This window comes from Aeromonas sp. 603404, assembly GCF_049171775.1.
In the GTDB taxonomy this organism is placed as follows: domain Bacteria; phylum Pseudomonadota; class Gammaproteobacteria; order Enterobacterales; family Aeromonadaceae; genus Aeromonas; species Aeromonas veronii_A.
Map to the genome: position 1 here is coordinate 32,859 of NZ_JAAKPE010000004.1, position 26,013 is coordinate 58,871.

General features: G+C 59.3%; 25 protein-coding genes. 9 read left to right on the forward strand and 16 right to left on the reverse strand.

The window, feature by feature from the left end:
- Window positions 1-247: 247 nt before the first annotated feature.
- From G5306_RS07430 to G5306_RS07440, 3 genes are read left to right on the forward strand one after another with little or no spacing between them, the layout of a single operon-like run.
- A complete protein-coding gene (locus G5306_RS07430; RefSeq protein ID WP_421312658.1) occupies window positions 248-1,342 on the forward strand; it encodes a putative 2-aminoethylphosphonate ABC transporter ATP-binding protein in 1,095 nt (364 codons plus the stop codon).
- Window positions 1,339-3,075, forward strand: a complete 1,737-nt coding sequence (locus G5306_RS07435) for a putative 2-aminoethylphosphonate ABC transporter permease subunit (RefSeq protein ID WP_421312659.1) — start codon at window positions 1,339-1,341, stop codon at window positions 3,073-3,075. Before G5306_RS07430 ends, G5306_RS07435 begins: the two co-directional genes overlap by 4 nt.
- Window positions 3,076-3,093: 18 nt before the next feature.
- On the forward strand, window positions 3,094-4,500 hold the full coding sequence (locus G5306_RS07440) for an FAD-dependent oxidoreductase (protein ID WP_421312660.1): 1,407 nt from the start codon (window positions 3,094-3,096) through the stop codon (window positions 4,498-4,500).
- A gap of 83 nt (window positions 4,501-4,583) precedes the next feature.
- Here the strand turns inward: G5306_RS07440 and G5306_RS07445 are convergent, their stop codons facing one another.
- A complete protein-coding gene (locus tag G5306_RS07445; RefSeq protein ID WP_266134848.1) occupies window positions 4,584-5,282 on the reverse strand; it encodes a TetR/AcrR family transcriptional regulator in 699 nt (232 codons plus the stop codon).
- 196 nt (window positions 5,283-5,478) lie between these two features.
- Between G5306_RS07445 and G5306_RS07450 the strand changes: the two genes are divergently transcribed.
- Window positions 5,479-7,410: an amidohydrolase gene (locus tag G5306_RS07450; RefSeq protein WP_421312661.1), complete on the forward strand. Its 1,932-nt coding sequence runs from the start codon at window positions 5,479-5,481 to the stop codon at window positions 7,408-7,410.
- A 149-nt stretch (window positions 7,411-7,559) separates the two neighbouring features.
- On the opposite strand, the gene G5306_RS07455 is transcribed toward G5306_RS07450, so the two are convergent.
- The 10 genes from G5306_RS07455 to sdhC form a co-directional block, all read right to left on the reverse strand.
- Entirely contained in the window at window positions 7,560-8,144 is a 585-nt protein-coding gene (locus G5306_RS07455; RefSeq protein ID WP_421312662.1) for a DUF6037 family protein, read from the reverse strand.
- Between the two features lie 127 nt (window positions 8,145-8,271).
- Window positions 8,272-8,910: a hypothetical protein gene (locus G5306_RS07460; protein WP_421312663.1), complete on the reverse strand. Its 639-nt coding sequence runs from the start codon at window positions 8,908-8,910 to the stop codon at window positions 8,272-8,274.
- A 176-nt stretch (window positions 8,911-9,086) separates the two neighbouring features.
- Window positions 9,087-9,959, reverse strand: coding sequence for a succinate--CoA ligase subunit alpha (gene sucD / locus G5306_RS07465; RefSeq protein ID WP_005333542.1), 873 nt, complete (start codon window positions 9,957-9,959; stop codon window positions 9,087-9,089).
- Window positions 9,959-11,125, reverse strand: a complete 1,167-nt coding sequence (gene sucC / locus G5306_RS07470; protein WP_005346090.1) for an ADP-forming succinate--CoA ligase subunit beta — start codon at window positions 11,123-11,125, stop codon at window positions 9,959-9,961. Before sucC ends, sucD begins: the two co-directional genes overlap by 1 nt.
- A 171-nt stretch (window positions 11,126-11,296) precedes the next feature.
- The gene (odhB, locus tag G5306_RS07475; protein ID WP_041210302.1) at window positions 11,297-12,484 is read right to left on the reverse strand and encodes a 2-oxoglutarate dehydrogenase complex dihydrolipoyllysine-residue succinyltransferase; all 1,188 of its coding nucleotides are present in this window, start codon (window positions 12,482-12,484) and stop codon (window positions 11,297-11,299) included.
- Between the two features lie 33 nt (window positions 12,485-12,517).
- On the reverse strand, window positions 12,518-15,328 hold the full coding sequence (sucA, locus tag G5306_RS07480; RefSeq protein WP_219263778.1) for a 2-oxoglutarate dehydrogenase E1 component: 2,811 nt from the start codon (window positions 15,326-15,328) through the stop codon (window positions 12,518-12,520).
- Window positions 15,329-15,443: 115 nt separating this feature from the next.
- Window positions 15,444-16,160 (reverse strand): succinate dehydrogenase iron-sulfur subunit, encoded by a 717-nt coding sequence (locus G5306_RS07485; protein WP_216978904.1) that lies wholly within the window; start codon window positions 16,158-16,160, stop codon window positions 15,444-15,446.
- Between the two features lie 16 nt (window positions 16,161-16,176).
- Window positions 16,177-17,943 (reverse strand): succinate dehydrogenase flavoprotein subunit, encoded by a 1,767-nt coding sequence (sdhA, locus tag G5306_RS07490; RefSeq protein WP_013723668.1) that lies wholly within the window; start codon window positions 17,941-17,943, stop codon window positions 16,177-16,179.
- Window position 17,944: 1 nt separating this feature from the next.
- Window positions 17,945-18,289, reverse strand: a complete 345-nt coding sequence (gene sdhD, locus G5306_RS07495) for a succinate dehydrogenase, hydrophobic membrane anchor protein (RefSeq protein WP_421312664.1) — start codon at window positions 18,287-18,289, stop codon at window positions 17,945-17,947.
- Window positions 18,283-18,660 (reverse strand): succinate dehydrogenase cytochrome b556 subunit, encoded by a 378-nt coding sequence (gene sdhC, locus G5306_RS07500; protein WP_005346101.1) that lies wholly within the window; start codon window positions 18,658-18,660, stop codon window positions 18,283-18,285. Before sdhC ends, sdhD begins: the two co-directional genes overlap by 7 nt.
- A gap of 64 nt (window positions 18,661-18,724) precedes the next feature.
- Here sdhC and G5306_RS07505 point away from each other — a divergent pair, with 64 nt between their 5' ends.
- The 3 genes from G5306_RS07505 to G5306_RS07515 all read left to right on the forward strand — a co-directional run bounded on the left by G5306_RS07505 (window position 18,725) and on the right by G5306_RS07515 (window position 20,798).
- Window positions 18,725-18,913 carry a hypothetical protein gene (locus G5306_RS07505; RefSeq protein ID WP_005346115.1) on the forward strand — a complete coding sequence of 63 codons (189 nt, stop codon included), beginning with the start codon at window positions 18,725-18,727 and terminating at the stop codon, window positions 18,911-18,913.
- Between the two features lie 189 nt (window positions 18,914-19,102).
- Complete coding sequence (locus G5306_RS07510) at window positions 19,103-20,389, forward strand: citrate synthase (RefSeq protein WP_005346116.1); 1,287 nt, start codon at window positions 19,103-19,105, stop codon at window positions 20,387-20,389.
- Between the two features lie 91 nt (window positions 20,390-20,480).
- Window positions 20,481-20,798, forward strand: coding sequence for a DUF4377 domain-containing protein (locus G5306_RS07515; protein ID WP_227342700.1), 318 nt, complete (start codon window positions 20,481-20,483; stop codon window positions 20,796-20,798).
- Between the two features lie 77 nt (window positions 20,799-20,875).
- On the opposite strand, the gene G5306_RS07520 is transcribed toward G5306_RS07515, so the two are convergent.
- Window positions 20,876-21,316 carry an acetyltransferase gene (locus tag G5306_RS07520; protein ID WP_227342699.1) on the reverse strand — a complete coding sequence of 147 codons (441 nt, stop codon included), beginning with the start codon at window positions 21,314-21,316 and terminating at the stop codon, window positions 20,876-20,878.
- Window positions 21,317-21,374: 58 nt separating this feature from the next.
- Entirely contained in the window at window positions 21,375-22,220 is an 846-nt protein-coding gene (locus tag G5306_RS07525) for a DUF5718 family protein (RefSeq protein WP_421312665.1), read from the reverse strand.
- A 337-nt stretch (window positions 22,221-22,557) separates the two neighbouring features.
- On the opposite strand from G5306_RS07525, the gene G5306_RS07530 reads away from it, so the two are divergent.
- Window positions 22,558-22,950 carry an NUDIX hydrolase gene (locus G5306_RS07530; protein ID WP_216978908.1) on the forward strand — a complete coding sequence of 131 codons (393 nt, stop codon included), beginning with the start codon at window positions 22,558-22,560 and terminating at the stop codon, window positions 22,948-22,950.
- A 75-nt stretch (window positions 22,951-23,025) separates the two neighbouring features.
- On the opposite strand, the gene pdxY is transcribed toward G5306_RS07530, so the two are convergent.
- From pdxY to G5306_RS07545, 3 genes are all read right to left on the reverse strand, one after another.
- A complete protein-coding gene (gene pdxY, locus G5306_RS07535; protein WP_216953460.1) occupies window positions 23,026-23,889 on the reverse strand; it encodes a pyridoxal kinase PdxY in 864 nt (287 codons plus the stop codon).
- Window positions 23,890-24,062: 173 nt separating this feature from the next.
- Window positions 24,063-24,839: a DUF429 domain-containing protein gene (locus G5306_RS07540; RefSeq protein ID WP_421251270.1), complete on the reverse strand. Its 777-nt coding sequence runs from the start codon at window positions 24,837-24,839 to the stop codon at window positions 24,063-24,065.
- Window positions 24,840-24,922: 83 nt separating this feature from the next.
- Window positions 24,923-25,486, reverse strand: coding sequence for a VC2662 family protein (locus tag G5306_RS07545; RefSeq protein WP_421312666.1), 564 nt, complete (start codon window positions 25,484-25,486; stop codon window positions 24,923-24,925).
- Between the two features lie 260 nt (window positions 25,487-25,746).
- Here G5306_RS07545 and ybcJ point away from each other — a divergent pair, with 260 nt between their 5' ends.
- The gene (gene ybcJ, locus G5306_RS07550) at window positions 25,747-25,980 is read left to right on the forward strand and encodes a ribosome-associated protein YbcJ (RefSeq protein WP_005361116.1); all 234 of its coding nucleotides are present in this window, start codon (window positions 25,747-25,749) and stop codon (window positions 25,978-25,980) included.
- Window positions 25,981-26,013 lie beyond the last annotated feature (33 nt).

Here is a 26,013-nt window from a genome sequence, read left to right on the forward strand (position 1 = left end):
GCCCCACACACAGCCACCAATAAACTGCCAGTCGAAGGCCAACAGGTGTTGGCCTTCGCTTTTTGGTTTTAACTTCCCGAGTTTGTATTGCCTTCAATTAGCGACGCTTCGCCCATCCACACAGGGCCCAACCACTTGCTGGCGACCCGATGTCATTTGACTGTCATCAAGCTGTCATCCCCCGATCACCTGACCGTCACACTTCACCCGCAAACTGGTATATACCAAATCAGTAGCGAGTCGAACCATGACCCAGCCCTATCTGGACATTCAACATCTCAACAAGCAGTTCGGTGCTTTTCAGGCCCTCAAGGGGATCTCTCTGACCATTGAGCCGGGGGAGTTTATCTGCTTTCTCGGCCCCTCCGGCTGCGGCAAAACCACCCTGCTCAGAGCCATCGCCGGGCTGGATCTGCCGGACAGCGGCGAGATCTGGCAAGGGGGGCGCAACATCTCCCAACTGCCGCCCCAGCAGCGCGACTTTGGCATCGTGTTTCAATCCTATGCCCTCTTCCCCAACCTGACGGTGGCCCAGAACATCGCCTTCGGCCTTGAAAATCAGGGGCTGGCACGGGATCTCATCAAGGAGCGGGTCGATCACTGGCTGGGACTGGTGGATCTCACAGCCCAGTCCCACAAATACCCGAGCCAGATCTCCGGCGGCCAGCAGCAGCGGGTGGCGCTGGCCCGGGCGCTCGCCCTCTCCCCCGGCCTGTTGTTGCTGGACGAACCGCTCAGCGCGCTGGATGCACTGGTACGCACCCATCTTCGCAGCGAGATCCGCGCCCTGCAGCAGCGCCTTGGCATTACCACCATCATGGTGACCCACGATCAGGAAGAGGCGCTGACCATGGCCGATCGCATTGTGGTGATGGAGGGTGGCCGCATCGTGCAGGTAGGCTCCCCGCAGGAGATCTACCACCAGCCTGCCAGCCGTTTCGTGGCAAGCTTCGTCGGCACCATGAACTTCCTCGACACCCTGGTGCTCGGCCCCACTCAGGTGCGCCTCAACGAACAACCGCTGACACTTGCCAACCGGGCCGCGGCCGGCAGCAAATTGCAGGTGGCGATCCGCCCCGAGGCGATCACCCTGAGTGCGCCGAGCGAGCCGTATCTTGGGCAACATGGCATTGAAGCAACCATCGATCAGGTGGAGTTTCTCGGCGCCGCTCAGCGCCTGATCTGCACCGCCGACACCTATCTGGGCCCGCAGCAGATCCTGGTGGAGCGCCCGACCCACGAGCTGCCCCGCCACGAACAGGGTGGCTGGCGCAGCGGCATGCGCTGCTTGCTGCACTGGCCCGCCGGGGCGATTCAGCTGTTTGAAGGAGATCGCCCATGACAGCCCCCCTTGCGACCTCCTCCCTGTTGCCGCCAGCGACAGCCCGGCCAGACGGCCGCTGGCAGCGACTTTGTCGCGGCTGGAGCCGGGATCAGCTGCTGCAACTGTTCCTGCTTGCGCTCGGCATCGCCCTGCTCACCGGCGGTCTGCTGCTGCCACTGCTCACCATGCTGCAAAAGAGCCTGCAGGATGAGAACGGCCTCTGGGTGGGCCTTGCCAACTTCAGCGCCTACTTCGACTCCCCTCATCTGGGGCGCACCATCGGCAATACCCTCTGGCTCGGAGTGCTGATCACCGCGCTGGTGGTGACCATCGCCTTTGGCTACGCCTATGCCCTCACCCGCACCTGCATGCCGGGCAAGAGTCTGTTTCGCCTTATCGGCCTTATTCCGCTGTTGATGCCCTCCCTGTTGCCCGCCATCAGTCTGGTCTACTGGTTTGGCAATCAGGGGATCGCCAAGGGGCTGCTCGGCGGGGAGAGCATCTACGGCCCCATCGGTATCGTCATTGGTCTTGGCTTCTGGTGCTTCCCTCACGCCCTGATGATCCTTATCACGGCGCTCGGTCAGAGCGACGCCCGCCTCTATGAAGCCTCCCGGGTGCTGGGCAGCAGCGGCTGGCGCACCTTTGTCACCGTCACCCTGCCTACCGCCCGTTATGGCCTGCTCAGCGCCGCCATCGCCGTCTTCACCCTCACCATCTGCGACTTCGGGGTGGCCAAGGTGATTGGCGGCCAGTACAGCATGCTGGCCACCGATATCTACCGGCAGGTGATCGGGATGCAGAACTTCTCGCTGGGCGCCGTTGCCAGCGTCACCCTGCTGCTGCCGGCACTGTTGAGCTTTGCCCTGGAGCACAGAGTGCGCAGCAAGATGCAGGAGCAGAGCAGCACCAAGGCGGTGCCCTATCGGCCCAAACCCCATCGGCTGCGGGATCTGCTGGCGCTCGGCTGGTGCACGCTCTGGGCCCTGCTGTTTCTGGCGCTGGTGGGCATGGCGGTTTACGGCTCGCTGGTACAGTTCTGGCCTTACAACCTCGCTCTGACGCTGGATCACTACGCCTTTGACAGCAACAGTGTCTATGGCTGGCAGCCCTTTACCAACACCTTGCAGCTGGGCCTCTATACCGCACTTATCGGCACCGTGCTGGTGATGGTGCTGGCCTGGGCGCAGGAGAAGGGACGCCACTTCGCGCCGCTGCGCCAACTGCTGCATCTGCTCGCCATGCTGTCGCTGGCGGTACCCGGCATGGTGCTGGGGCTGGGTTACATCTTCTTTTTCAACGGCAATCCGCTCTTTGGCGGCCTCTACGGCACCCTGCCACTGATGGTGCTCTCTTGCGTCATCCACTACTACACCGTGGGCCATATGACGGCGCTAACCAGCCTCAAGCAACTGCCCAAAGAGCTGGAGCTGGTGGCCATCTCATTGCGCATTCCGCTCTGGAAGGCGTTCTGGCGGGTCACCCTGCCCGCCTCCCTGCCAGCGCTCTTGGAGATCTTTATCTATCTGTTCGTCAACGCCATGACCACCACCTCGGCGGTGATCTTCCTCTATTCGAGCGACAGCGTGCTCGCCTCCATCGCCGTGCTGAACATGGAGGATTCCGGCGATACCGCTGCCGCCGCCGCCATGGCCACCCTGATCCTGCTGGCCGCCGCCACCGTCAAGCTGCTCCAGCTCTTTTTGAGCCGCGCCTTGCTGGATCGCACCCAGCGCTGGCGCCACCCATAACCTTATCGAGGAGTCATCATGTCCACTCTCCCCTTCTGGCTGGCCGAAGCACTCGCCGCCGAACAGCCCGCGCCCCCCACGCCACTTCACGGCCACCACGAGGCCGATGTCTGCATCGTCGGTGGCGGCTTTACCGGGCTGTGGAGCGCCATCGCCCTTAAACAGGCCGAGCCACACTTGCGCATCATGGTGCTGGAAAAAGATCGCTGCGGCAGCGGCGCCTCCGGGCGCAACGGCGGCTGTTTGCTCACCTGGTCGGCCAAATACCTGACGTTAAAGCGCCTCTTTGGCGAGCAGCAGGCCGCTTGGCTGGTGCAAAGGTCCGAACAGGCAGTGCACGAGATCGCCCGCGTCTGCGAAACGCACAACATTGAGGCGGAGCTGAGGGTCGAGGGCACCTGCTACACCGCCACCAGCGAGGCACAGCGCGGCCTGATGGAGCCGGTATTACGGGAGCTACAGCGAGCCGACCTTAACCAGTGGCAGGCGATTGCGGAGGGTGAACTGGCGAGCCAGAGCGGCTCCCATGTCCATCTGGAGGGGCTTTACAGCCCCCACGCCGGTTCGGTGCAGCCGGCACTGCTGGTGCGCGGCCTGCTGCGGGTGGCGCGGGAGCTGGGGGTCGAGGTCTATGAACACTCCCCCATGCAGCGCCTTGAGGCGGGCCAGCCAGCGCGGGTGCAAACGCCGCAGGGTGAGGTGCGTGCCCGCAAGGTGGTGCTGGCCCTCAACAGCGCCATGGTGCAGCACTTTCGCGAGTTTCGCCGCAGTATCGTGCTGGTCTCCTCCGATATGGTGATAACCGACCCCGCGCCGGATGCACTGGCCGCCCAGCAGCTTGCGCACGGCCGCTCCGTGGTGGATGGCCGCACCTTTGTCCATTACTACCGCTCCACCCCGCAAGGGCGGCTGATGCTGGGCAAGGGGGGCAACACCTTCGCCTTTGCCAACCGCCATCTGGCCGAGTTTGATGCCCCCAGCCGTTATCTTGCTCCCCTCACCCGCACCCTGCGCCGCTTCTTTCCGGCGCTCAAAGAGGTGCCCATCGCCGCCAGCTGGTGCGGCGCCTCCGACCGCTCGGTGGATGGCCTCCCCTTCTTCGGCCACTGGCGAGGGCAGCCCAATATCGTCTATGGCCTCGGTTATTCCGGCAACGGAGTGGCGCAGAGCTGGATGGGCGGTCAAGTACTGGCGGCCCTGGTGCGCGATGAGGTGCGGGAAGCGGACAAGCCGTGGCGCGACTGCGCGCTGGTCAGCGGCCCGCGCGGCTATTTTCCGCCCGAACCCTTTCGCTGGCTGGGCGCCATGGCGGTGCGCAACGCCATCAGGCGCAAGGAGCGGGCGGAAGATGAGAACCGTCCGGTGGCCTGGTATGACAAACAGCTGGCCAAACTTGCCGATGCGGCGGGCAAGGCGGATAAATAATCGCGCTGACATCGCTCTTGCACGGTTCAGCCACGTCTGGCTACAACAAGCAAAGCGCCGACCCGCACACCTTGCGGCGCCTGTTATGGCGCCGCCTTTGCCTGCACTTCCGTGCCCATAAGCAGGGCTGGCCTTGCCTGCCACACCCGTGCCGGGTCGGACTCGGCAATAGCGGCAGCGATCAGCTGCTCGCTCCAGCGACGATGCAGCAACCACATCCTCTGGCCCGCCTCCCCATCACCACGGGTGCACTGCTTGGTCACATCGGCGGTGCGATAGAAGTAGCGCACCAGACTCGTGAGCTCGGCCTCCGGCCAGCGGCAGCCAAAGTCGCGCAGCAGGGATGACCAGAAGTCAATCTGGCGCCGCTCGTGCTCCTGCTCGACCACGTGCAGTTCGGGGATGAGATCCATGGCGTGCCACAAGGCACCATAGCCGACAAAGCGACGATCAAGCTCTTCAAGCGCCAGATCCAGCAGCACCAGCACGTGCGGCCAACTGGTCGCCTGGGTTCGGATCTGCTCTTGCGCCTCACAGATAGCTGCCAGCCACCCCATAGCGAGACGGCAAATGATCGCCTCCTTGTTGGGATAGAGGTGGTAGAGCGATTTGATCCCGACACCGGCCCGATCAGCAATGGCATTGGTGTTGAGGGCGGCAAAACCTCGCTCCTGCAGCAACAGCAGGGTGGCCTGTTCAATGCGACTCGCCACCTCCTGACTGCGCTGCTGCCGGGGCTGACGCCGCATATGCAGGGCGGCAGGCACTCGTTGTTCTGACATCTTCTCTCCTTCGAACCACTGAGGTCCCCTCTTTGCCCGGGTCACGACCGGTAGTGGCTCATTGACATCCATGAGACAAGGTAAACAAAAAGTTAAACAAATGCAGTAATTACTGGATTTTTTCAGAATAGCTGCAATAAACATATCTGCTCAGATCTGCAGTAATTACTGCATTTAACCCAAGGAGAGCAGTGCAATGGATAGCAAACATACCTCAACCCGATTTGGCATCACCCTCCTGTTGGCCGCAGGCCTGCTCGGTGGCTGCCGAAGTGACACCAATGATACGAATGGGGCAACGACCCTCTATCTCAACGGCAAGATCCACACCCAGGATGGGCAGCGTCAGGTAGCCGAGGCCATGATGGTCAGTGACGGCCAGTTTATCTATGTGGGCAACCAGGAGGGGGCCGAAGCGCTCAAGCACCCCACCACCCGGGTGGTGGATCTGCAAGGCCGAATGGTACTGCCCGGCCTGCATGACAACCATATCCATCTGCTCGGTACGGTGGCGCTGGACATGTGCGATCTCGATGGCAAACCCGTCACTCTGGATCAGCTGGCCGCCAAGATCAGCACATGCCTGCCCCGCTATGCGGCCAAACCGGGGGAGTGGCTGGTAGTCAACCAGTGGTCTCCCTACGAGGGCAATACGGCAACCGCCAGCCATGCCACCCTGCTGGCAGCCCTCGATGCCGCCGCCCCCGACAATCCGGTGGTGCTGGCCGGGGTCGATGGCCATGCCAGTGCCTACAACTCCCGCGCCCTTGCCATGGCGCAGGATAACGACGGCAACACAATCGGCTTCAATGGAACTACGCTGGCCCCCGGCGGGGTCTTCGAGCCCTTTATCCCCTATGTCGACCTGACCAGCGGAGTGGTGCGTGACACGGCCCGCAGCGCCATTCCAGTGCCCGATAGCGGCGTTCTGAGCGCCAGTGATGAGCAGGCAGCCAGCCAATACGACCAGATCCTGCCCGCCATTGCCGAGCTGATGGCCTCTCGCGGTATCACCAGCATTCAGGATGCCTGCGCCACCGACTTTATCCGCCAGCGACTACTCACCATGCAGTCACGGGACCTGCTGCATATGCGTGTCACGGCCGCCACCTGCTTTAGCGATGATGATTATCAGGGCAAACTCGATATAGAGGGGCATCTTGCCAAGGCCAGCCAGGTGAGAGAATCCTTTGCCAACAACCCGCTGATTAAGGCCGATGCGGTCAAGATCTTCCTCGACGGTGTGCTGGAAGGGGATCCCTTCACAACCCCCCCCTTCCTGCCCAATGCCGGCATGCTGGCAAACTACCACACCCCCCATCTGGCCAGAGACCCGGCTACCGATGAAGTGACCATCACAGCCGACAGCGAGGAGTCCGGCAGCAACGGGATCGTCAACTACCGGGAGGCCGATCTCACCCGCTATATAGGAGCGCTGGACAAGGCAGGCTTCAGCATCCATATGCACAGTATCGGTGATCGCACCACCCGCATGGCCCTCGATGCGCTGGAGGCGGCCCGCGCCAGCAACGGCGATCACGGCACTCCCCACACCCTGGCCCATCTGCAGGTGGTGCATCCGGACGATCAGCAGCGGCTCGGCCAGCTTGGCCTCTACCTCACCTTCACCTACGCCTGGACCAACCCCCAGCCCGAATACGACATGCTGGTCACCCCCTTTATCCAGCCGACCCGCAAGGGGCAATCCCTGCACGAGGCGATGTACGATCCCAAGGGGTATCTCAAGCAGGCGCTCTATCCGGTGGCCAGCTCGCGCAAGGCGGGGGCCATTCTGGTGGCCGGCAGCGATGCGCCGGTCGATAGCCGCGATCCGCGCCCCTTCGCCAATATGGCCGCCGGGGTCAACCATGCTCCCCAGAGCGGCGATGACTATCGCGCCAGCCAGCGCATTACCCTGGACGAAATGCTGGCGGCCTACACCATCAATGGCGCGCGCGCGGTGCGCCAGCAGGCCGTCAGCGGATCCATCGAAGCGGGCAAATCGGCCGACTTTATCGTGCTGGATCGGGATCTCTACCAGCTGGTCGCCGCCGGCAAACCGGAGCAGATCGCCGACACCAAAGTCACCCGCACCGTCTTTCGCGGGCAGACGGTCTTTAGCCAATAGGCTCAAGCACAATGGCGAGTGTGAGCATCTGGTCAGCGGCGATCTGAGCATATGCCACAAGCACAGCGCCTTTTAAAAGCAACATGCCGACCTTTTGGTCGGCATTTTTATGGCGCGGTATTATTACTAGAACAAACTTATTCACTTAGTTATTGCATTTGCTCTTTCCAAGAGCGATTTAACTCTTTTGCACTCCATTTTGAAGATGCATTCATACGCACACTGTAATCAAAAGCATCAGAGCCAAGCACCAGCTTTGTCTTATGTTTATTCTCTATGCTAGGCCCCTTCCCACTTTCGCGAGTCCAATATATCCATGTGTCAAAATAGGGACGCTCACGGTCTTCCGTAATATCTGGTCGAAGTCTAATAATTTCATTCGGCAAAGGATGGTTAGTCACAGATGCATCCTTAGGTATTTGATTATTTAAATTCTCTAAAAAATCTTTTGGCATTAATTTATTTCCAGTACTAGCACCTGTATTTAGCAAATTAGCTAGTTCTGCATAAAAACCATCAAAGAATGGGTCGATCCAATATCCTCGTTTCACTTGGAATAAAAAGAATTTTGGATTTAGACCCCGTGAAGTTAAAGATAATGTGTAATTTGGTCTGTCTCGTGTTGAAAACAAACAATCAAAACCAATTGCACCTGATGAAACTTGAAACTGCTGCATATCAGAACCAATAGAAATCATGCTTCTATGTAGCTCTTGTAATGACGTCATCTTCATCTTTCCACCACCTTAACTCTACATGAAATTAAAAATTTGTAATATCAATTTTGAACATTACAATGCACACCAATAGTTCGATACCTCCAGCATCAACATATTATCAACTCCAATCTTTACAATGCCACTATAGAGATTTGTTTTTGTTAAATTTCATGGCGGTGATATATGCTATAAATGCCTTTCCATTAGCCGTTATTGAATATTCACCACCTACATTAGTTACCAATTCCCAGCTAATTAAAAATTCAATATAATCAGAGAAAAACTTTCCTAAGAAAGCTTCAGGATAAGACTTTTTTGCATTTTCAAAAAATGGAACAATTTCCTGAAGACTCGCTTCCCCTTTAGGCTTAATTATGAGAAACTCTAAAAGCTGTATCTGTGAACCAAATATACTGTAATATATTTTATCAAAATAACCATATATCTGCTGCTGCGCTAAATTTTTGATTAGTATATTTATCTTTTCCTTTTCGTCTTTTATGGACTCTAATTGTGATTTGATTTTATCTTCCAGCCCATCTCTTATTCCGGTAGGGTCAACAGGAATTAGGTGTTTAAGATCTTGCTTCAACTCTGTGTTAACTTGATTATTTTGCCGGCTTTCGAAAAACTGTACTTCAGCATCTCCTAGTTTCGCAGACTTGACTCCACCACTAAATAATGAATCTAGTTTATCCTTAACAAAAAAGACTGCTAATATTGTTACCAAAGGCCAAGCCATATGCTTAACTATTTCAACCAAAAACTGTTTATCATCCAAATGACGTCTCCTATAAATTCATCTTTTTTATATTGATGTTCCATCCTGCACTGAGACCTGATTGAGGTCAAGTTGTATATAAAAGTCATTATTTAGCTGTCACCTCCAATATGCGACTATAAAAAAAGCCGCCCATTGGGCGGCTTTTTTTATTAGAGATAACGGGCTAACAGGAATTACCAGCCGGTTACTTCGCGCAGGGCCTTGCCGATATCGGCCAAGGAGCGGACGGTTTTCACGCCAGCATCTTCCAGCGCGGCAAACTTCTCGGCGGCGGTACCCTTGCCACCGGAGATGATGGCGCCAGCGTGGCCCATCCGCTTGCCGGGAGGGGCAGTAACACCGGCGATATAGGAGACCACCGGCTTGGTGACGTGGGCCTTGATATAGGCGGCAGCGTCTTCCTCGGCGTTGCCGCCGATCTCGCCGATCATCACGATCGCTTCGGTCTGCGGGTCGTTCTGGAACATCTCCAGAATGTCGATAAAGTTGGAGCCCGGGATGGGGTCGCCACCGATACCGACGCAGGTGGACTGGCCAAAGCCCTCGTCAGTGGTCTGCTTGACCGCTTCGTAGGTCAGAGTGCCGGAGCGGGAGACGATGCCAACCTTGCCCGGCTTGTGAATGTGGCCCGGCATGATGCCGATCTTGCACTCACCCGGAGTGATCACGCCCGGGCAGTTGGGGCCGATCATCCGCACGCCGGTCTCTTGCAGCTTCACTTTGACGTCCAGCATATCCAGCGTCGGGATGCCTTCGGTGATGGTCACAATCAGCTTGATGCCCGCGTCGATCGCTTCCAGGATGGCATCCTTGCAGAACGGCGCCGGCACATAGATGACGGAGGCGGTGGCGCCGGTCGCTTCGACCGCGTCACGGACGGTGTTGAACACCGGCAGGCCCAGATGGGTGGTGCCACCCTTGCCCGGGGAGACGCCGCCCACCAGCTGGGTGCCGTAAGAGAGCGCCTGCTCGGAGTGGAAAGTACCCTGACCGCCGGTAAAGCCCTGGCAGATGACTCGGGTGTCCTTGTTGATCAGTACGCTCATCAGTTGGCCTCCGCTGCTTTGACGACTTGCTGCGCGGCATCGGTCAGACTCTTGGCCGCAATGATGTTGAGGCCGCTCTCGGCCAGCTTGATACCGCCCAGCTCGGCGTTGTTGCCTTCCAGACGGACCACGACGGGCACCTTGACCCCCACTTCCTTGACCGCACCTATGATGCCTTCCGCGATCATGTCGCAGCGCACGATGCCGCCAAAGATGTTGACCAGCACCGCTTTGACGTTGCTGTCGGAGAGGATGATCTTGAACGCCTCGGTTACGCGCTCCTTGGTGGCGCCGCCGCCGACGTCAAGGAAGTTGGCCGGCTTGCCGCCGTGCAGGTTGACGATGTCCATGGTGCCCATGGCCAGACCCGCGCCGTTCACCATGCAGCCGATGTTGCCATCGAGGGCCACATAGTTCAGCTCCCACTGGGCGGCGTGCGCTTCGCGGGGGTCATCCTGTGACGGGTCGTGCATTTCGCGCAGCTTGGGCTGACGGTACAGGGCGTTGGCGTCGATGTTGATCTTGCCGTCCAGGCAGTGCAGGTTGCCCTGCGCGGTGATCACCAGCGGGTTGATCTCCAGCAGCGCGAAGTCGCAATCCAGGAACATCTGGCCCAGACCCATGAAGATCTTGGTGAACTGTTTGATCTGATCGCCGACCAGACCCAGTTTGAAGGCCAGCTCGCGGGCCTGATAGGGCTGCGGGCCAACCAGCGGGTCCAGGGTGGCCTTGTGGATCAGATGGGGGGTTTCGTGGGCGATCTTCTCGATGTCCACGCCACCTTCGGTCGAGGCCATGAAGACCACGCGGCGCGAACCACGGTCAACCACGGCGCCCAGGTAGAGCTCTTTGGCGATGTCGGTGCAAGATTCCACCAGGATCTTGGTGACCGGCTGGCCGTTGGCGTCGGTCTGGTAGGTCACCAGATTTTTGCCAAGCCAGTTTTGGGCAAAAGCACGGATCTCATCCTTGCTCTTGGCCACTTTCACGCCGCCCGCTTTACCGCGGCCACCGGCGTGTACCTGGCATTTGACGACCCAGGTATTGCCGCCAATCTTGTCGGCCGCTTCGGCCGCTTCTTGTGGGGTAGCACAGGCATAACCTTCGGAGACCGGCAGGCCATACTCGGCAAACAGCTGTTTTGCCTGATATTCATGCAGATTCATAGATGCTCTATCCGTGTTGTAGGTATTTCCGTCCGGGGCTGGTGTTTCTCAATCCCCTGTGAATGGGGGCCTAGGCGGCCCCTCGTTATCTTTCAATCGCTCGGGTATTACTCAAACGTCCAGCAGCACATCCGGCTCGGGGCGCAAACCCCTTGCCCGGGTGCCACAGGCTTAGACGTCCAGCAACAGACGGGTCGGGTCTTCCAGCAGCTCCTTGACGGAGACCAGGAAGCCTACCGATTCGCGTCCGTCGATGAGACGGTGATCGTAGGAGAGCGCCAGATACATCATCGGCAGGATCTCGACCTTGCCGTCAACGGCCATCGGGCGATCCTGGATCTTGTGCATCCCCAGAATGGCGCTCTGGGGCGGGTTGATGATCGGGGTAGACATCAGGGAGCCGAACACGCCACCATTGGTGATGGTGAAGTTGCCGCCAGTCAGTTCATCCACGGTCAGCTTGCCGTCACGGCCCTTGCCCGCCAGATCCTTGATGGCCTTCTCGATGTCCGCCAGGCTCATGTTGTCGCAGTCGCGCAGCACCGGCGTCACCAGACCACGGGGGGTAGAGACGGCGATACTGACGTCAAAGTAGTTGTGGTAAACCACGTCATCACCATCGAGCGCCGCGTTCACTTCCGGATAGCGCTTGAGGGACTCCACCACCGCCTTCACGTAGAAGGACATAAAGCCGAGCTTGATGCCGTGCTTCTTCTCGAAGATCTCGCCGTACTGCTTGCGCAGATCCATGATGGGCTTCATGTTGACCTCGTTGAAGGTGGTCAGCATGGCGGTGGTGTTTTTCGCTTCCAGCAGACGCTCGGCAATGCGCTTGCGCAGACGGGTCATCGGCACCCGCTTCTCGCTGCGACCGGCCAGTGCGGCAACCGGTGCGACCGGCGCAGCAGCCACCGGCGCGGCTGCGGCAGGCTTGCTCAGCGCCTTGATGTAGGCTTCCACATCATCCTTGGTGATGCGACCGCCCTTGCCGGTGCCAGTCAGCTTGGCCACGTCGATGTCGTGCTCGCCAATCAGACGACGCACAGAGGGGCTCAGGCCATCGGCGCCATCATCGGCAACCGCTTCGGCCGGCTTCTCTTTGGTCTCTTCACCGGCTACGGCAGCCGCCTTGATGGTGGCGATCAGCTGGCGGGAGAGGACGGTTGCCCCCTCTGCCTGCAGGATGTCGCCCAGCACGCCAGCTTGCGGTGCCGGCACTTCCAGCACCACCTTGTCGGTTTCGATGTCGACCAGCACTTCATCACGGGCAACCAGATCACCCGGCTTCTTGTGCCAGGTGGCAATGGTGGCATCCGCCACTGATTCCGGCAGGTCCGGTACCTTGATCTCGATAGTCATCTAATCAGTTCCTTGTTACTTCTTGTTCAGGGCTTAGGCCAGAGTAAGGGCATCTTCCACCAAGGCTTTCTGCTGCTTGGCGTGGACGGACATGTAACCAACCGCCGGCGAGGCGGACGCCGGACGACCGGCATAACGCAGGGTGGCTCCGGTCGGCAGCACGTCATCGTAGTTGTGACGGGTGCAGTACCAGGCGCCCTGGTTTTGCGGCTCTTCCTGACACCAGACAAAATCGGTGACGTGGCTGTAATCGGCCAGAATGGCGCGCACTTCCTCTTCCGGGAAGGGGTAGAGCTGTTCGATACGCACGATCGCCACATCCTTCTGCTCCGCCTTGCGACGGGCTTCGAGCAGGTCGTAGTAAACCTTGCCGGAGCAGAAGACCACCCGCTTGACCGCTTTCGGATCCAGCGCGTCGATCTCGCCAATGGCGTTCTGGAAGGTGCCTTCCGCCAGCTCTTCGAGCTTGCTCACCGCCAGCGGGTGGCGCAGCAGGGATTTGGGCGTCATGACGATCAGCGGACGGCGCATCGGGCGCACTACCTGACGACGCAGCATATGGAACACCTGCGCCGGGGTTGAGGGCACGCACACCTGCATGTTGTGCTGGGCGCACATCTGCAGATAACGCTCCAGACGGGCGGAAGAGTGCTCCGGCCCCTGCCCCTCGTAACCGTGCGGCAGCAGCATGGTCAGGCCGCACATCCGGCCCCACTTCTGCTCGCCGGAGGAGAGGAACTGGTCGACCACGACCTGGGCGCAGTTGGCGAAGTCACCGAACTGGGCTTCCCAGATGGTGAGGCCAGCCGGCTCGGCGCTGGCGTAACCATATTCAAAGGCCAGTACCGCGTTCTCGGTCAGCACAGAGTCATACACCTCGAACGGACCCTGCTCGTCGTGCAGGTTGCACAGCGGGGTGTAGGTGCTGGCATCGGTCTGGCTGTGCAGCACGGCGTGGCGGTGGAAGAAGGTGCCACGGCCGGAATCTTCACCGGTAAAGCGGATGCGGGACCCCTTGTCCACCAGAGTGGCGTAGGCCAGGGTTTCGGCAAAGCCCCAATCCACCAGCTTCTCACCCGCGGCCATCAGACGGCGGTCTTCATAAATTTTCTCGACCTGACGCTGCAGCACGTGGGTCGCCGGATACTGGCTCACCCGCTCGCCGAGGCTCTTGAGGTGATCCATCGGCACGGCACTCTCATAGGCCATGTTCCAGTCGTGGCCCAGATAAGGGGTCCAGTCGACGGAGTGCAGCTCCATCGGCCGCCACTCCTTGCTCACCCGCTCGCCGCGATCCAGCGCTTCACGATACTCGTTGACCAGTTCGGTCGCCCGCTCCTGAGCGAGGCTCCCCTCGGCCACCAGCTGATCGGCGTAGATCTTGCGCGGGGTCGGGTGCTGCTTGATCTTCTGGTACATCAAAGGCTGGGTCGCGCTCGGCTCATCCGCTTCGTTGTGGCCGTGACGACGGTAGCAGACCAGCTCGATCACCACGTCGCGTTTGAAGGTATTGCGGTAATCCAGCGCAATCTGGGTCACCAGCACCACGGCTTCCGGATCATCCCCGTTGACATGCAGCACCGGCGCCTGCACCGCCTTGGCGATGTCGGTGCAATATTCGGTGGAGCGCAGGTCACGGATATAGGAGGTGGTGAAACCAACCTGGTTGTTGATGACGATGCGCACCGTCCCGCCGACACCATAGGCGCGGGTCTGGGACATGTTGAAGGTCTCGGCCACCACGCCCTGACCGGCCATGGCCGAGTCACCGTGAATGGTGATGGGCAACACGCTGGAGCCATCCTTGTCACCGCGACGATCCATACGGGCACGGACCGAGCCGATGACCACAGGGTTGACGATTTCGAGGTGAGAGGGGTTGAAGGCGAGCGCCAGGTGGACGTTGCCGCCCGGGGTGGCGAAGTCGGAAGAGAAGCCCATGTGGTACTTCACATCACCGGTACCCCAGGATTCGCCGTGCTTGCCGGCAAACTCGTCGAACAGATCCTGCGCACGTTTACCGAGCACGTTGATCAGCACGTTGAGACGACCGCGGTGTGCCATACCGATAACGGCCTCTTTGCAGCCCTGCTCACCGGCGCGACGGATCAGCTCCTTGAGCATGGGGATCATGGCGTCGCCACCTTCCAGCGAGAAGCGCTTGGCTCCCGGGAACTTGGCGCCAAGATATTTCTCCAGCCCTTCGGCGGCGGTCAGGCTCTCGAGGAAACGGGTCTTCTCTTCGAGGGTGTAGCTCCCCTTCCCTTCAATGGATTCGAGACGCTGTTGCAGCCAGCGCTTCTCTTCCGTGGAGGTGAGGTGCATGTAGTCGGCGCCTATGCTGCCGCAATAGGTCTTCTTCAGCGAGGCGTAGAGGTCGGAGAGCACCATGGTCTCGCGACCGATGGCGTAGGAGCCCACATTGAAGGTGGCCTCCATATCTGCGCCCTGCAGGTTGTGAAACGCAGGATCCAGTTCGGCAACGGTTTCACGCTGCCACAGGCCCAGCGGGTCCAGATTGGCATTCTGGTGACCACGGAAACGGAAGGCGTTGATCAGCTGCAATACCCGCACCTGCTTGGCATCCACTTGCGGATCGGAGACGGGGGCACTGTAGCGAGAGGGATCCTTGGCCAGACGACGGAAATAATCGCGGACCTGGGAGTGGGGTTGTTCAACCGCATGGCCATTGACCTGGGGCAGCTCGCTAAACAGGCTGCGCCACTCGTCGGACACGGAGTCAGGATTTTCCAGGAAGGATTCGTACAAATCCTCGATATAGCTTGCATTCGCACCAGCCAGGTGAGATGACTCCAACCAGGCCTTCATCACGCCGTTATGCATTTCTATCCCTTGTACTTCTTGTTACTGCTACGCAGCTTGTAGGGTTCAAACAGCCATCCTGCCACGGGTGGGATGGCTATCCGGAAGTCGGGCCAGCACAGGGCCGGCCCAAATACTAAACAGCCCGATTGAGCAACATCGACTTGATCTGGCCAATCGCCTTGGTCGGGTTCAAGCCTTTCGGACAGACGTTCACGCAGTTCATGATGCCGTGGCAGCGGAACACGCTGAAGGCGTCGTCCAGATTACCCAGCCGTTCGGTGGTCGCGGTGTCGCGGCTGTCAGCCAGCCAGCGGTAGGCGGCAAGCAGCCCGGCCGGACCGATGAACTTGTCGGGGTTCCACCAGAAGGAGGGGCAAGAGGTGGAGCAGCAGGCACAAAGAATACACTCGTACAGGCCATCCAGCTTGGCACGCTCTTCGGGGGATTGCAGGTGCTCACGCACCGGCGGCAACTTGTCTTCATTGATGAGGAAGGGTTTGACCTTCTCCCACTGGGCGTAGAACTGGGTCATGTCGATCACCAGATCACGGATCACCGGCAGGCCGGGCAAGGGGCGGATAACGACCTTGTTGCCCTTCTTCAGCAAATCGGAGAGCGGGGTGATGCAGGCAAGACCGTTCTTGCCATTCATGTTGAGACCGTCAGATCCACAAACCCCTTCGCGGCAGGAGCGGCGGAAGGCAAGCGTGGGATCCAGCTCTTTCAACTGGATCAGTGCATCGAGCACCATCATGTCGGAACCTTCAGGAATATCAAGATGATAATCCTTCATATGGGGGACGTTATCAACATCCGGATTGTATCTGTAGACAGAGAATGTGACGTTCATAGGGCTGGCTCCGCAATCAGTAAGTCCGAACCTTGGGCGGGAACGCCTCACGGGTCTTGGGTGACATGTTGACAGCACGACGGGTCATGGACTCGGTGTCCGGATGATAGAGGCTGTGGCACAGCCAGTTCTCATCGTCGCGATCCGGGAAGTCGAAGCGGCAGTGAGCACCGCGACTCTCGGTACGGAAGTTGGCGGCAACCGCCGTGGCAAACGCCGTCTCCATCAGGTTGTCCAGCTCCAGGCACTCGATGCGCTGGGTGTTGAACTCTTTGGAGGTGTCATCCAGACGGGCTGACTTGAGGCGCTCGCGGATAACCTTGAGCTCGGCCAGCCCCTCTGCCATCGCAGCCCCTTCGCGGAACACGGAGAAGTTGTTCTGCATGCAGCGCTGCAGGTCTTTGCGGATCTGCACCGGGTCTTCCCCGTCACGGCAATTTTCCCAGCGGTTGAAGCGGGCCAGTGCGGCATCCAGATCCGACTCAGAGGCATCGCGACCATGTTCCATCTCGCCCAGAGTGTTGACCAGATGCATGCCGGCCGCGCGGCCGAACACCACCAGATCCAGCAGGGAGTTGCCACCCAGACGGTTGGCGCCGTGCACCGAGACGCAGGCAATCTCGCCCACCGCAAACAGACCGACTACCGGCACATCGTTGCCGTTCTTGTCCTGGGTCAGGCACTGGCCATTCACGTTGGTCGGCACGCCGCCCATCATGTAGTGGCAGGTCGGGATGATCGGGATCGGCTCTTTGACCGGATCCACGTGGGCGAAGGTGCGAGAGAGCTCGCAGATGCCCGGCAGACGGGATTCCAGCACCTCTTTGCCGAGGTGATCCAGCTTCAGCTTGATGTGCGGGCCCCAGGGGCCGTCGCAGCCACGGCCTTCACGGATCTCGATCATGATGGAGCGGGCCACCACGTCGCGACCCGCCAAGTCCTTGGCGTTCGGGGCGTAACGCTCCATGAAGCGCTCGCCATCTTTATTGAGCAGATAGCCGCCTTCACCACGGCAGCCTTCGGTTACCAGCACCCCTGCCCCGGCGATGCCAGTCGGGTGGAACTGCCACATCTCCATGTCCTGCACGCCGACGCCGGCACGCAGCGCCATACCGACGCCGTCACCTGTGTTGATGTGGGCGTTGGTGGTGGACTGGTAGATACGACCGGCACCGCCAGTCGCCAGCACGGTGGCCTTGGCCTTGAAGTAGACCACTTCACCGCTCTCCATGTCGATGGCGGTACAACCCACCACGTGGCCATCCTGGTTTTTCACCAGATCCAGCGCATACCACTCGGAGAAGACGGTGGTCTTGTTCTTGACGTTCTGTTGGTAAAGGGTGTGCAGCAGGGCGTGACCGGTACGGTCGGCGGCCGCTGCGGTACGAGCAGCCTGCTCGCCACCGAAATTCTTGGACTGACCACCAAACGGACGCTGGTAGACAGACCCGTTATCGAAACGGGAGAAGGGCAAGCCCATGTTCTCCAGCTCATAGATAGCCTCGGGGCCGGTTTTGCACATGTACTCGATGGCCTCCTGATCACCAATGTAATCGGAGCCTTTTACGGTGTCATACATGTGCCACTGCCAGTTGTCATCGTGGGCATTGCCCAGCGCAACCGTGATACCGCCCTGAGCGGAAACAGTGTGAGAACGGGTTGGAAAAACCTTGGACAACAGAGCGCAGCTCTTGCCGGACTGGGCAATCTGCAACGCGGCGCGCATACCGGCACCACCGGCACCAATCACCACAGCATCAAACTCACGAGTTGGAATAGTCACCTTACACACCCCACAGCACGACGAAACCCGTCATCAGATAGACAAACAGCACCACGACCAGGGCAAATTGCAGCGCCCCGCGTAGCCATACCGGCTTGATATAGTCGGTCAACACCTGCCACAGACCGATCCAGGCATGGATCAGTACGCACAGCAGGGCCAACAGGGTGAATACCTTGGTGAAGGTATTGGCGAAGAAACCTGTCCACACCTCAAAGGTGATGTCGTTGAACGCGACAAAACTCACCAGATAGAGGACATAGCAGGTCATGATGAGGGCGGTGGCGCGGATCAGGATGTAATCATGAACGCCGCTACGCCCGAATGTTGCAGAATTGGTTACCATACAAGCACTCCCGCCAATACGGCCAGGATCGCGGTGATCACGAAGGCCACACGGGCACTCTGATTACCGGATTCCAGCTCTTCCCAATAGCCCATGTCCATGACCAGATGACGCAAACCGCCCACAATGTGGTAAGCCAGCGCAGTCAGGATCCCCCACAGCACGAATTTGACCAGGAAGTTGTCCATGATGGACACCACTGTCTCAAATCCTTCGGGAGAGGCGAGTGAAGTGCCAAGCATCCACAGCAAGATGCCCAGTGCCACAAAGGTAATGACCCCTGAAACACGGTGCAGGATGGAGGCGATGGCAGTGACAGGAAAGCTGATCGTTTGTAGGTCGAGGTTGACCGGTCTCTGTTTGTTTTTCACGCTTGCCCACTCAGCTCTATTGAGCACGTTAGTTATTGTTTTAACTCACACTTGAGGGCACGGGATGGTGATTGTTGGCTATTTGTTACCAAAACACTCTGAAAAAGCCAAAACGCGAATTTTTGGTTTCACATCAGGCTTTGCCAAAGCGTTTCAAACACCAGCAGCCATGACCCACGTGGCGCAGTATATCCACGCCCTTAAACGAAGACAATCAAACAGCTACAAAGAAAACACAAAACCGCAAACTTGATCGCATATTTAATTTAACATTCCATTAATGCCGTTAATGCCGCCCCAGCAAAATTGACATTGATAGGGAACTCTGTTTCAAATAGGGCGCTCCAGCCACCTCGGTATGGGTAACAACCTTTGCCAGCGTCATAAAAGTCGTAATAGAGTAGGACTGGAACCAAATTATAAAGAGCAAAGGAGACGTGCTATGGCTGATAAGATAGCCACCCTACACCTGCCCGGGAAAGATCCGGTTGAACTGCCGATCCTCTCTGGAACCGTTGGACCTGATGTTGTCGATGTTAGAAAGCTGGGTGGGCAAGGGTATTTCACCTTTGACCCGGGCTTTATGGCGACCGGTTCTTGCAAATCTGCCATCACCTACATTGACGGGGATCAGGGTGTCTTGCTGCACCGTGGTTACCCCATCGCCCAGTTGGCCAAAGAGTCCAACTATCTCGAAGTCTGCTATATCCTGCTCTACGGCGAGGCGCCGACCAAGGCACAGTTTGCCGATTTCCAGCGTACCGTGACCCGCCATACCATGGTGCACGAGCAGATTGCCTTCTTCTTCCGTGGTTTCCGTCGTGACTCCCACCCCATGGCCATCATGTGTGGTGTGGTGGGCGCACTCTCTGCCTTCTATCACGACGCCCTCGACATCAACAACGAACAGCACCGCGAGATCTGCGCCTTCCGCCTCATCTCCAAGATGCCGACCCTGGCGGCCATGTGTTACAAGTACTCTATCGGCCAGCCGTTCATGCATCCGCGCAACGCCCTCTCCTATGCAGGCAACTTCCTGCATATGATGTTTGCGGTACCGACCGAGGAGTACAAGGTCAATCCGGTGGTCGAGCGCGCCATGGACCGCATCTTCACCCTGCACGCTGATCACGAGCAGAACGCCTCCACCTCCACCGTCCGTCTGGCTGGCTCCTCCGGTGCCAACCCGTTTGCCTGTATCGCCGCAGGTATCGCCTCCCTGTGGGGTCCGGCCCATGGTGGTGCCAACGAAGCCTGCCTGCGCATGCTGGAGGAAGTAGGCTCGGTGGATCGCATCCCCGAGTACATCGCCAAGGCCAAGGACAAGAACGATCCGTTCCGTCTGATGGGCTTCGGTCACCGTGTCTACAAGAACCATGACCCTCGTGCCACTGTGATGCGCGAAACCTGCCACGAAGTACTGACCGAGCTGCAGATCAAGGATCCGCTGCTGGACGTGGCCATGGAGCTGGAGCGCATCGCGCTCTCCGACCCCTACTTCATCGAGAAGAAACTCTACCCGAACGTGGACTTCTACTCCGGTATCATCATGAAGGCGATCGGTATCCCGATGAACATGTTCACCGTGATCTTCGCCATCTCCCGTACCATCGGCTGGATTGCCCACTGGAACGAGTTCCACTCCGATCCGGATAGCAAGATCGGCCGCCCGCGCCAGCTCTACGTGGGCCACCCGCAACGGGACTTCACGCCGCTTGATCAACGCTAATGAACTGAATCAACATGGTTTGTTACAAAGGCGGTCATTGACCGCCTTTTTGTTTGCCGCTTTAATGCCCTTTTAAGCTCAAGGAGCCCTTATGAAACCTCTGCTTGCCAGCGCCGTCCTGCTGCTCACCGCCTGTCAGGGCACCACGGTCCAACAGGGTGAGACCCTCTATATCAACAGCCAGCTGGTCGATTGCGTCGGGGTTGGCCCGATGCAGTGCATGCAGGTTCGCAGCGACGAGCAGCAGCCCTGGACGCTGTTCTACCAGCAGATAGAGGGCTTCCAGTTCGAGCCGGGCTACCGGTATCAGCTCACAGTCAGCAAGGAGCAGCTCACCGATGTACCAGCCGATGCCCCCTCCCTGCGCTATCAGCTGATCAAGGTGGTGAACAAGGTCGCCAGCAAGTAACAAACACTATCAAAAAACGGGGGATGGCTGATGCCATCCCCCGTTGGTTTATGGGTACTGCGCCTCATCAGGCACGATCAGGTCGGCGCCAGCGCCATATGTAGCAGCGGATAGGGCTTGCCCTGACCATCCAGCGGCGAGCGACCCGTCACGGTGAATCCCATCTTCAGATAGAAGCCCACCGCCTGTTCGTTCTGCTCGTTGACGTCAACCAGCGTCGCGCCGCACTGGCTGATGGCATGTGCCACCAGCAAACGCCCCACGCCACTGCCGCGCACCGCCGGTGCCACAAACAGCATCTCTATCTTGCCATCGCATAGCCCGCAAAAACCGGCAATACGCCCCTCTTCTGTGCGGGCACAGTGCAGTGTCACCGCATCGAAGTAGTGCTCCAGAATAAGCGGCTTGAGCGCGAGGATCTCGGCCTCGGGCAGGAAGTGGTGGGACGCCCGCACCGAGGCCTCCCACAGCGCGATCAGGGCCGGATAATCGGCCCGCGTTGCAGTATCAATCTTCATCAATGACTCTTTGTTGCAGCCCGCAGGATGACTGTGGCCTCCCCGCGAGCCAACCTGATTAGCGCGCCTGTACCGCTTGCAGCAGCACCGACATATCAGCATCAAAGTGGCGGCTGCGGATCGCTTCGCGAATATCCGCTTCGCTATAACGGCTGCCCGGGTAGACCACCACGCAGGAGGTGTCGCCCGGTTTGAGGAAGTGGGTCTCGCCAAACGGGGTATAGCGGGTGGCACCGATACTGATGAGCGCATGGGGAGGATGTCCCGCCTGCGCCAGCAGCCCCTGAATGTGCTCCGCCGGACCTTCATCCTGTTGATGGTTGAACTTGTCGATGGCCCAGTCGAGCAGCTTGCCGTGGAAGTAGCTGTAGTCGATGGTGGCGCTGTCTACCCCGTAGGCGTGCAGCTCGCCATCGCGCTCCAGATAGCAAGCGATGCGATAGTCATCGAGCTCGCAACCGGCGGCAAAACCGGAAAGCGGCAGCAGGTTGGCCGCCAACCCCTTGCTCTCTTCGCCCCAGTTCTTCTTCTCGCTGATCTTCTTGGCGTTGGGGCGACGGATGGAGCAGTCGTTATAGGCACCAAAGGCACGGGGATGGATCGCCACCACCTGCTTGTCGGCATACTCCAGCTCGCACCAGAGGGCCACTTCCGGCTCGATCTGCACCTTCTCGTCACCACTGACCGCCGCCTCCGGCAGGAAGATAGCCTTGTCGCTCAACGGGAATACCCCGAGCTGACCCGGATGACCGGGCACGAAGAAGGGGAACAACGCCTTGGGCGCCGTGGTGTCGCGCACCACAACCGCCACGAAATCCGACGCTTCACCCGCCTGCTCCAGATGACCGGCGAAATTGCCCGCTACCCCGAGTCCGATAAACTTGCTCTCTGCTGCTATCTGCATCTTGCTCACCTGCATCTTGCCCACGCAAGGTAGCAGGCCCGTCGCCCACTACCGCTAAAGTGGCAAGATTAAACCACAAGGGCCCCGCCTTCGCCCAGTCCGGCCCTGTCGTGGTGTGCGCCAGTCTACTTTTTTAGGGACGAGAAGGCTGTGGCGAACCAGCTAGTGCGCACTCTTCCAGCTACGCGGTCACCGCGCTGGAAACAGTGCGTTTCCGGCCTCTCCCCTCTTTCTTCTTGGGACTCAACTTCATCTTTGTTAGGCTGCCTGCATGCAAAACAGCGGTGCGCTTGAGTGCGCCCGGCTCATCACGGCAACCCCATCGGAGAGAAAACGGATGATCGACAAACTCGCCTGGCTCACCTTTAAAGATCAGCAACTGCTCTGCGCCCGCTCCCACGGCAAGGACATCTATTACATCCCCGGCGGCAAACGGGAACCGGGTGAGAGCGACGAGGCGGCCCTGATCCGCGAGATTGAGGAGGAGCTGGCCGTCACCCTGCTGCACGACACCCTACGCTTTGCCTGCGAGTTCAGCGCCCAGGCCGATGGCAAGCCGGCAGGAGTCGAGGTGCGCCTGCGCTGCTACACCGGCGAAGCGAGCGGCACCCCCATCGCTTCGGCCGAAATTGCCGAGCTGCGCTGGCTAGACAGCACTCACCTCGATGAGCTCTCCCCCGTCTCCCGTCTGCTGTTTGCCTGGCTGGCTGAACAGGGGTTGATCCGCTGACCCCATAACCGGGAGCGATACAAACAAAAGAGGTGAGCCAATGGCTCACCTCTTTTGCTTCAGACATGGCAGCAATCAGGGCAGTATCACCGCTCGCACCTCCACCTTCGGCGAATCAAACGCATCTTGCGCGGCGATCAGCTGCAACTCGTAAGCCTGCTGGCGCCAAGTCTCTTGCAGCACCGCATCCACCGAGGCGTTGGTGCGCTCGAACGCGCTGACCGCATCGTGGCCGGCCAGCAAATTCGCCAGCATCAGGGCGCTGATAAGATCGCCAACCCCCACCGGCTGGCGGGCAAAGTCATAAAGCGGACGGGCAATCAGGTAATCCCCTTGCGGGGTGGCCAGCAGCATCTCGAAGCGGCTGGAGTCCTGCGCCGCACGACCGAGATGCTTGACCAGCACCAGCTTGACGCCGCGGGCCAGCAGCTGATGGGCAGCCGCGCGGGTCTGATCCAGATCAGCCAGATGGGTATCACAGAGGGTCTCCAGCTCCAGCAGGTTGGGGGCCATCATGTCGGCCACCGGCAGCGCCTGCTCGGTCAGGAAACGGGTGACGCCGGGAGCAACGATACACCCCTTCTCCGGGTGCCCCATCACGGGGTCGCAGAAGTAGATGGCATCGGGGTTGGCCGCCTTGACGGCGTTGACCACGGTCAGGATCTCGTCCCCCTGTTCGGCGGAGCCAAGGTAACCGCTCAGCACGGCGTCACACTGGCTCAACACCTCGATATTGCCCAATCCTTTCACCAGCGCACTGATATGACCCGCAGGCATCGCCATCCCCTGCCACCCCTGGGCATATTGGGTGTGGTTGGAAAACTGCACCGTGTTGATGGGCCATACATCCATACCGAGGCGGCGCATGGGGAAGACGGCCGCGCTGTTGCCGGCACAACCAAAGACCACGTGGGACTGAATAGAGAGAACGGATTTCATCGGGAATACCACAGCAAAGGATCAGCAAGGTGGGCAATATATCGGATGAAGATAACGATGCGCCACCTTGGCGCGGGATGAACAGGCAATTTCCTGACTAAAGACAGGTTTTTTGCGCCATTTGGCCCGCGTCCACAGGGTGAGCGGCGCCATGATGTGCCGCGTCCCCGTTGTCACATGCCGCTGTGCTCTACAGCATGACGGGCAAAGTGATAGACCCATCCCTCATCACAAGGCATGTCACTGGGTGGCGAAATCAGCTCAGGCAATACCGTCACCTTGCCACCAGCGGCATATTGCAGCGCCATCAGGGCGCAGAGCGCCGCATCGTAGCGATCGGTGCCGACCAGCACGTCCGCAGGCAGTAAGGCCGCCAGCTCGGGCCGTGCCGGGGAGGCCTTGCCGCCCACTTTGGCCAATGCCGGATAGACCTCCAGCACGGCGCGACTGGTCTTCGGGGCAACGGTCGGCACCAGTTGCAGATCCGAGAGCCGCGGCAGCATGGAGAGCGCCAGGGTGGCATTGTTGCCAAGCCGGTCGAAGGTGGCCGACAGCGGCTTCTTGCCGTACTGCTGATACAGCCAACGCTCGCAGTCGCGATAGGCGTAGGGGTTGTCTATCTCCCGCTCGGGAGCGGCGCAGCTGTGTGGCTGGCCATTAAGCAGATCCCGCAAGGCGCGGGGAAAAGCGAGTGGCGCATCGATACCGAGCGCCAGTTGCGGGCAGGCTTCTACCTGCATCAGGGTCAGCTCGTTTTGCAGGGCGGGACGCAGCAGGGCGGCCAGATCCGGCGCCACCCGCGAGCTCAGACGAAACAGCGGCGACACCCCGAGCCAGTGCAGGCGGTTGGATTCGGACTGCCAGCCCACCACGGCCACCGCCTGGGCACTGCCCTGCCAGCCACGCACATCCCAGCCGATCCCGATTGCACTCATCTGCCCTGCCGTCATCAATTACCTCTGTTCGCCTGTCACAAGTTGCAAGAGGCACAGGGTAATCAGCAGAGGCCCTTAACGCAAAGCGAACCGCCCACTCAGAACGATTTCTGGAAGTTCACCAGCGGCAGAATGGGGAAAACGCCGTTGGCGGCATAGTTGGCCAGCCCGATCTGCAAGCCATCAAGGTGCTTGGTCGCATTGATAAAGCCAATCTGGAAGGTGGTACGCTCGGCATAATTGACAAAGCCAACGTTGGCCAGCGCATTGCCCTTGGCGATATTGACCGCCCCCCAGTTGAGCCCTTGTACATTGTTGGTCAGGTTGACCAGCCCGAGATTGACGCCGGTATCCTGCCCTTCGTGCCAGTTGATGGCGTTGATGGCGACCCCGCCAAACTGGTGACGCACCCGACCGGCACCAAGGAAGATCCCGAGTTGCAGGCCGCTGAACTGATCCACATCAGAGAGGGCGAAGATCGGCAGATCAATGCCCTTCACCTGACCAGTTCGGCCATAGAGCAGCGAGGCACGAGCCCCTTCCACCTGATGGGATGCGGGCAGGTTGACGCCGGGCAGCGAAACCTGCACCGGAGTACTGGCCTGCGCGATACCACACAGAGTCAGGGCGCTGCACGCCAGCAGCAGTCGGGAGAGTGTCATGGGAAGTTCCTTGGGCCATTGAGAGTGGCCCGATCCTAACAGTCAGGGGAGAGTGTGGGCACACCAGCATGGACGAGGTGCGTCACGATACGTCACGGGTGGCCCTCTCACCTCTCCATCAGGACTTGCGAAAGCGCCACCTCAAGAACAATCGGCCACTTTTTCACAGCGAGTAGTCCCTCTTCCTTTCTTTGCCTGAGCGAACTGCCTAAAATAGTCGCCCTGCTGTATCCGGCATTCATCCATCTAGAGGATTTCCCATGGAGACGTTTCTGCTCGAAGGTCACCCCTTCGTTGCCTTGTGTGACCTTATCAAACATCAGGGGTGGGCCGATTGTGGCGGCGCCGCCAAAGCCCTCGTTGCCGAAGGGCTAGTCGAGGTGGACGGTCAGGTCGAGACCCGCAAGCGCTGCAAGATCGTGGCCGAACAGGTGGTCAACTTCAACGGCATGAAGGTCGTGGTGAAAGAGGGCGTCAGCCCGGAGATTGGCTAACCCCGTTTCGGGGAGCCACTCTCCGGCAACCCG

Coding starts and splice junctions, on each gene's coding strand:
- sucC (WP_005346090.1), bottom strand. CDS start 11,125: ATGAATCTGCATGAATATCAGGCAAAACAGCTGTTTGCCGAGTATGGC.
- G5306_RS07440 (WP_421312660.1), top strand. CDS start 3,094: ATGTCCACTCTCCCCTTCTGGCTGGCCGAAGCACTCGCCGCCGAACAG.
- ybcJ (WP_005361116.1), top strand. CDS start 25,747: ATGGAGACGTTTCTGCTCGAAGGTCACCCCTTCGTTGCCTTGTGTGAC.
- pdxY (WP_216953460.1), bottom strand. CDS start 23,889: ATGAAATCCGTTCTCTCTATTCAGTCCCACGTGGTCTTTGGTTGTGCC.
- G5306_RS07455 (WP_421312662.1), bottom strand. CDS start 8,144: ATGAAGATGACGTCATTACAAGAGCTACATAGAAGCATGATTTCTATT.
- G5306_RS07505 (WP_005346115.1), top strand. CDS start 18,725: ATGGTGATTGTTGGCTATTTGTTACCAAAACACTCTGAAAAAGCCAAA.
- G5306_RS07530 (WP_216978908.1), top strand. CDS start 22,558: ATGATCGACAAACTCGCCTGGCTCACCTTTAAAGATCAGCAACTGCTC.
- G5306_RS07435 (WP_421312659.1), top strand. CDS start 1,339: ATGACAGCCCCCCTTGCGACCTCCTCCCTGTTGCCGCCAGCGACAGCC.
- G5306_RS07450 (WP_421312661.1), top strand. CDS start 5,479: ATGGATAGCAAACATACCTCAACCCGATTTGGCATCACCCTCCTGTTG.
- G5306_RS07485 (WP_216978904.1), bottom strand. CDS start 16,160: ATGAACGTCACATTCTCTGTCTACAGATACAATCCGGATGTTGATAAC.
- sucD (WP_005333542.1), bottom strand. CDS start 9,959: ATGAGCGTACTGATCAACAAGGACACCCGAGTCATCTGCCAGGGCTTT.
- G5306_RS07540 (WP_421251270.1), bottom strand. CDS start 24,839: ATGACGGCAGGGCAGATGAGTGCAATCGGGATCGGCTGGGATGTGCGT.
- G5306_RS07445 (WP_266134848.1), bottom strand. CDS start 5,282: ATGTCAGAACAACGAGTGCCTGCCGCCCTGCATATGCGGCGTCAGCCC.
- G5306_RS07515 (WP_227342700.1), top strand. CDS start 20,481: ATGAAACCTCTGCTTGCCAGCGCCGTCCTGCTGCTCACCGCCTGTCAG.
- G5306_RS07545 (WP_421312666.1), bottom strand. CDS start 25,486: ATGACACTCTCCCGACTGCTGCTGGCGTGCAGCGCCCTGACTCTGTGT.
- G5306_RS07510 (WP_005346116.1), top strand. CDS start 19,103: ATGGCTGATAAGATAGCCACCCTACACCTGCCCGGGAAAGATCCGGTT.
- odhB (WP_041210302.1), bottom strand. CDS start 12,484: ATGACTATCGAGATCAAGGTACCGGACCTGCCGGAATCAGTGGCGGAT.
- sdhD (WP_421312664.1), bottom strand. CDS start 18,289: ATGGTAACCAATTCTGCAACATTCGGGCGTAGCGGCGTTCATGATTAC.
- G5306_RS07525 (WP_421312665.1), bottom strand. CDS start 22,220: ATGCAGATAGCAGCAGAGAGCAAGTTTATCGGACTCGGGGTAGCGGGC.
- G5306_RS07520 (WP_227342699.1), bottom strand. CDS start 21,316: ATGAAGATTGATACTGCAACGCGGGCCGATTATCCGGCCCTGATCGCG.
- G5306_RS07430 (WP_421312658.1), top strand. CDS start 248: ATGACCCAGCCCTATCTGGACATTCAACATCTCAACAAGCAGTTCGGT.
- sucA (WP_219263778.1), bottom strand. CDS start 15,328: ATGCATAACGGCGTGATGAAGGCCTGGTTGGAGTCATCTCACCTGGCT.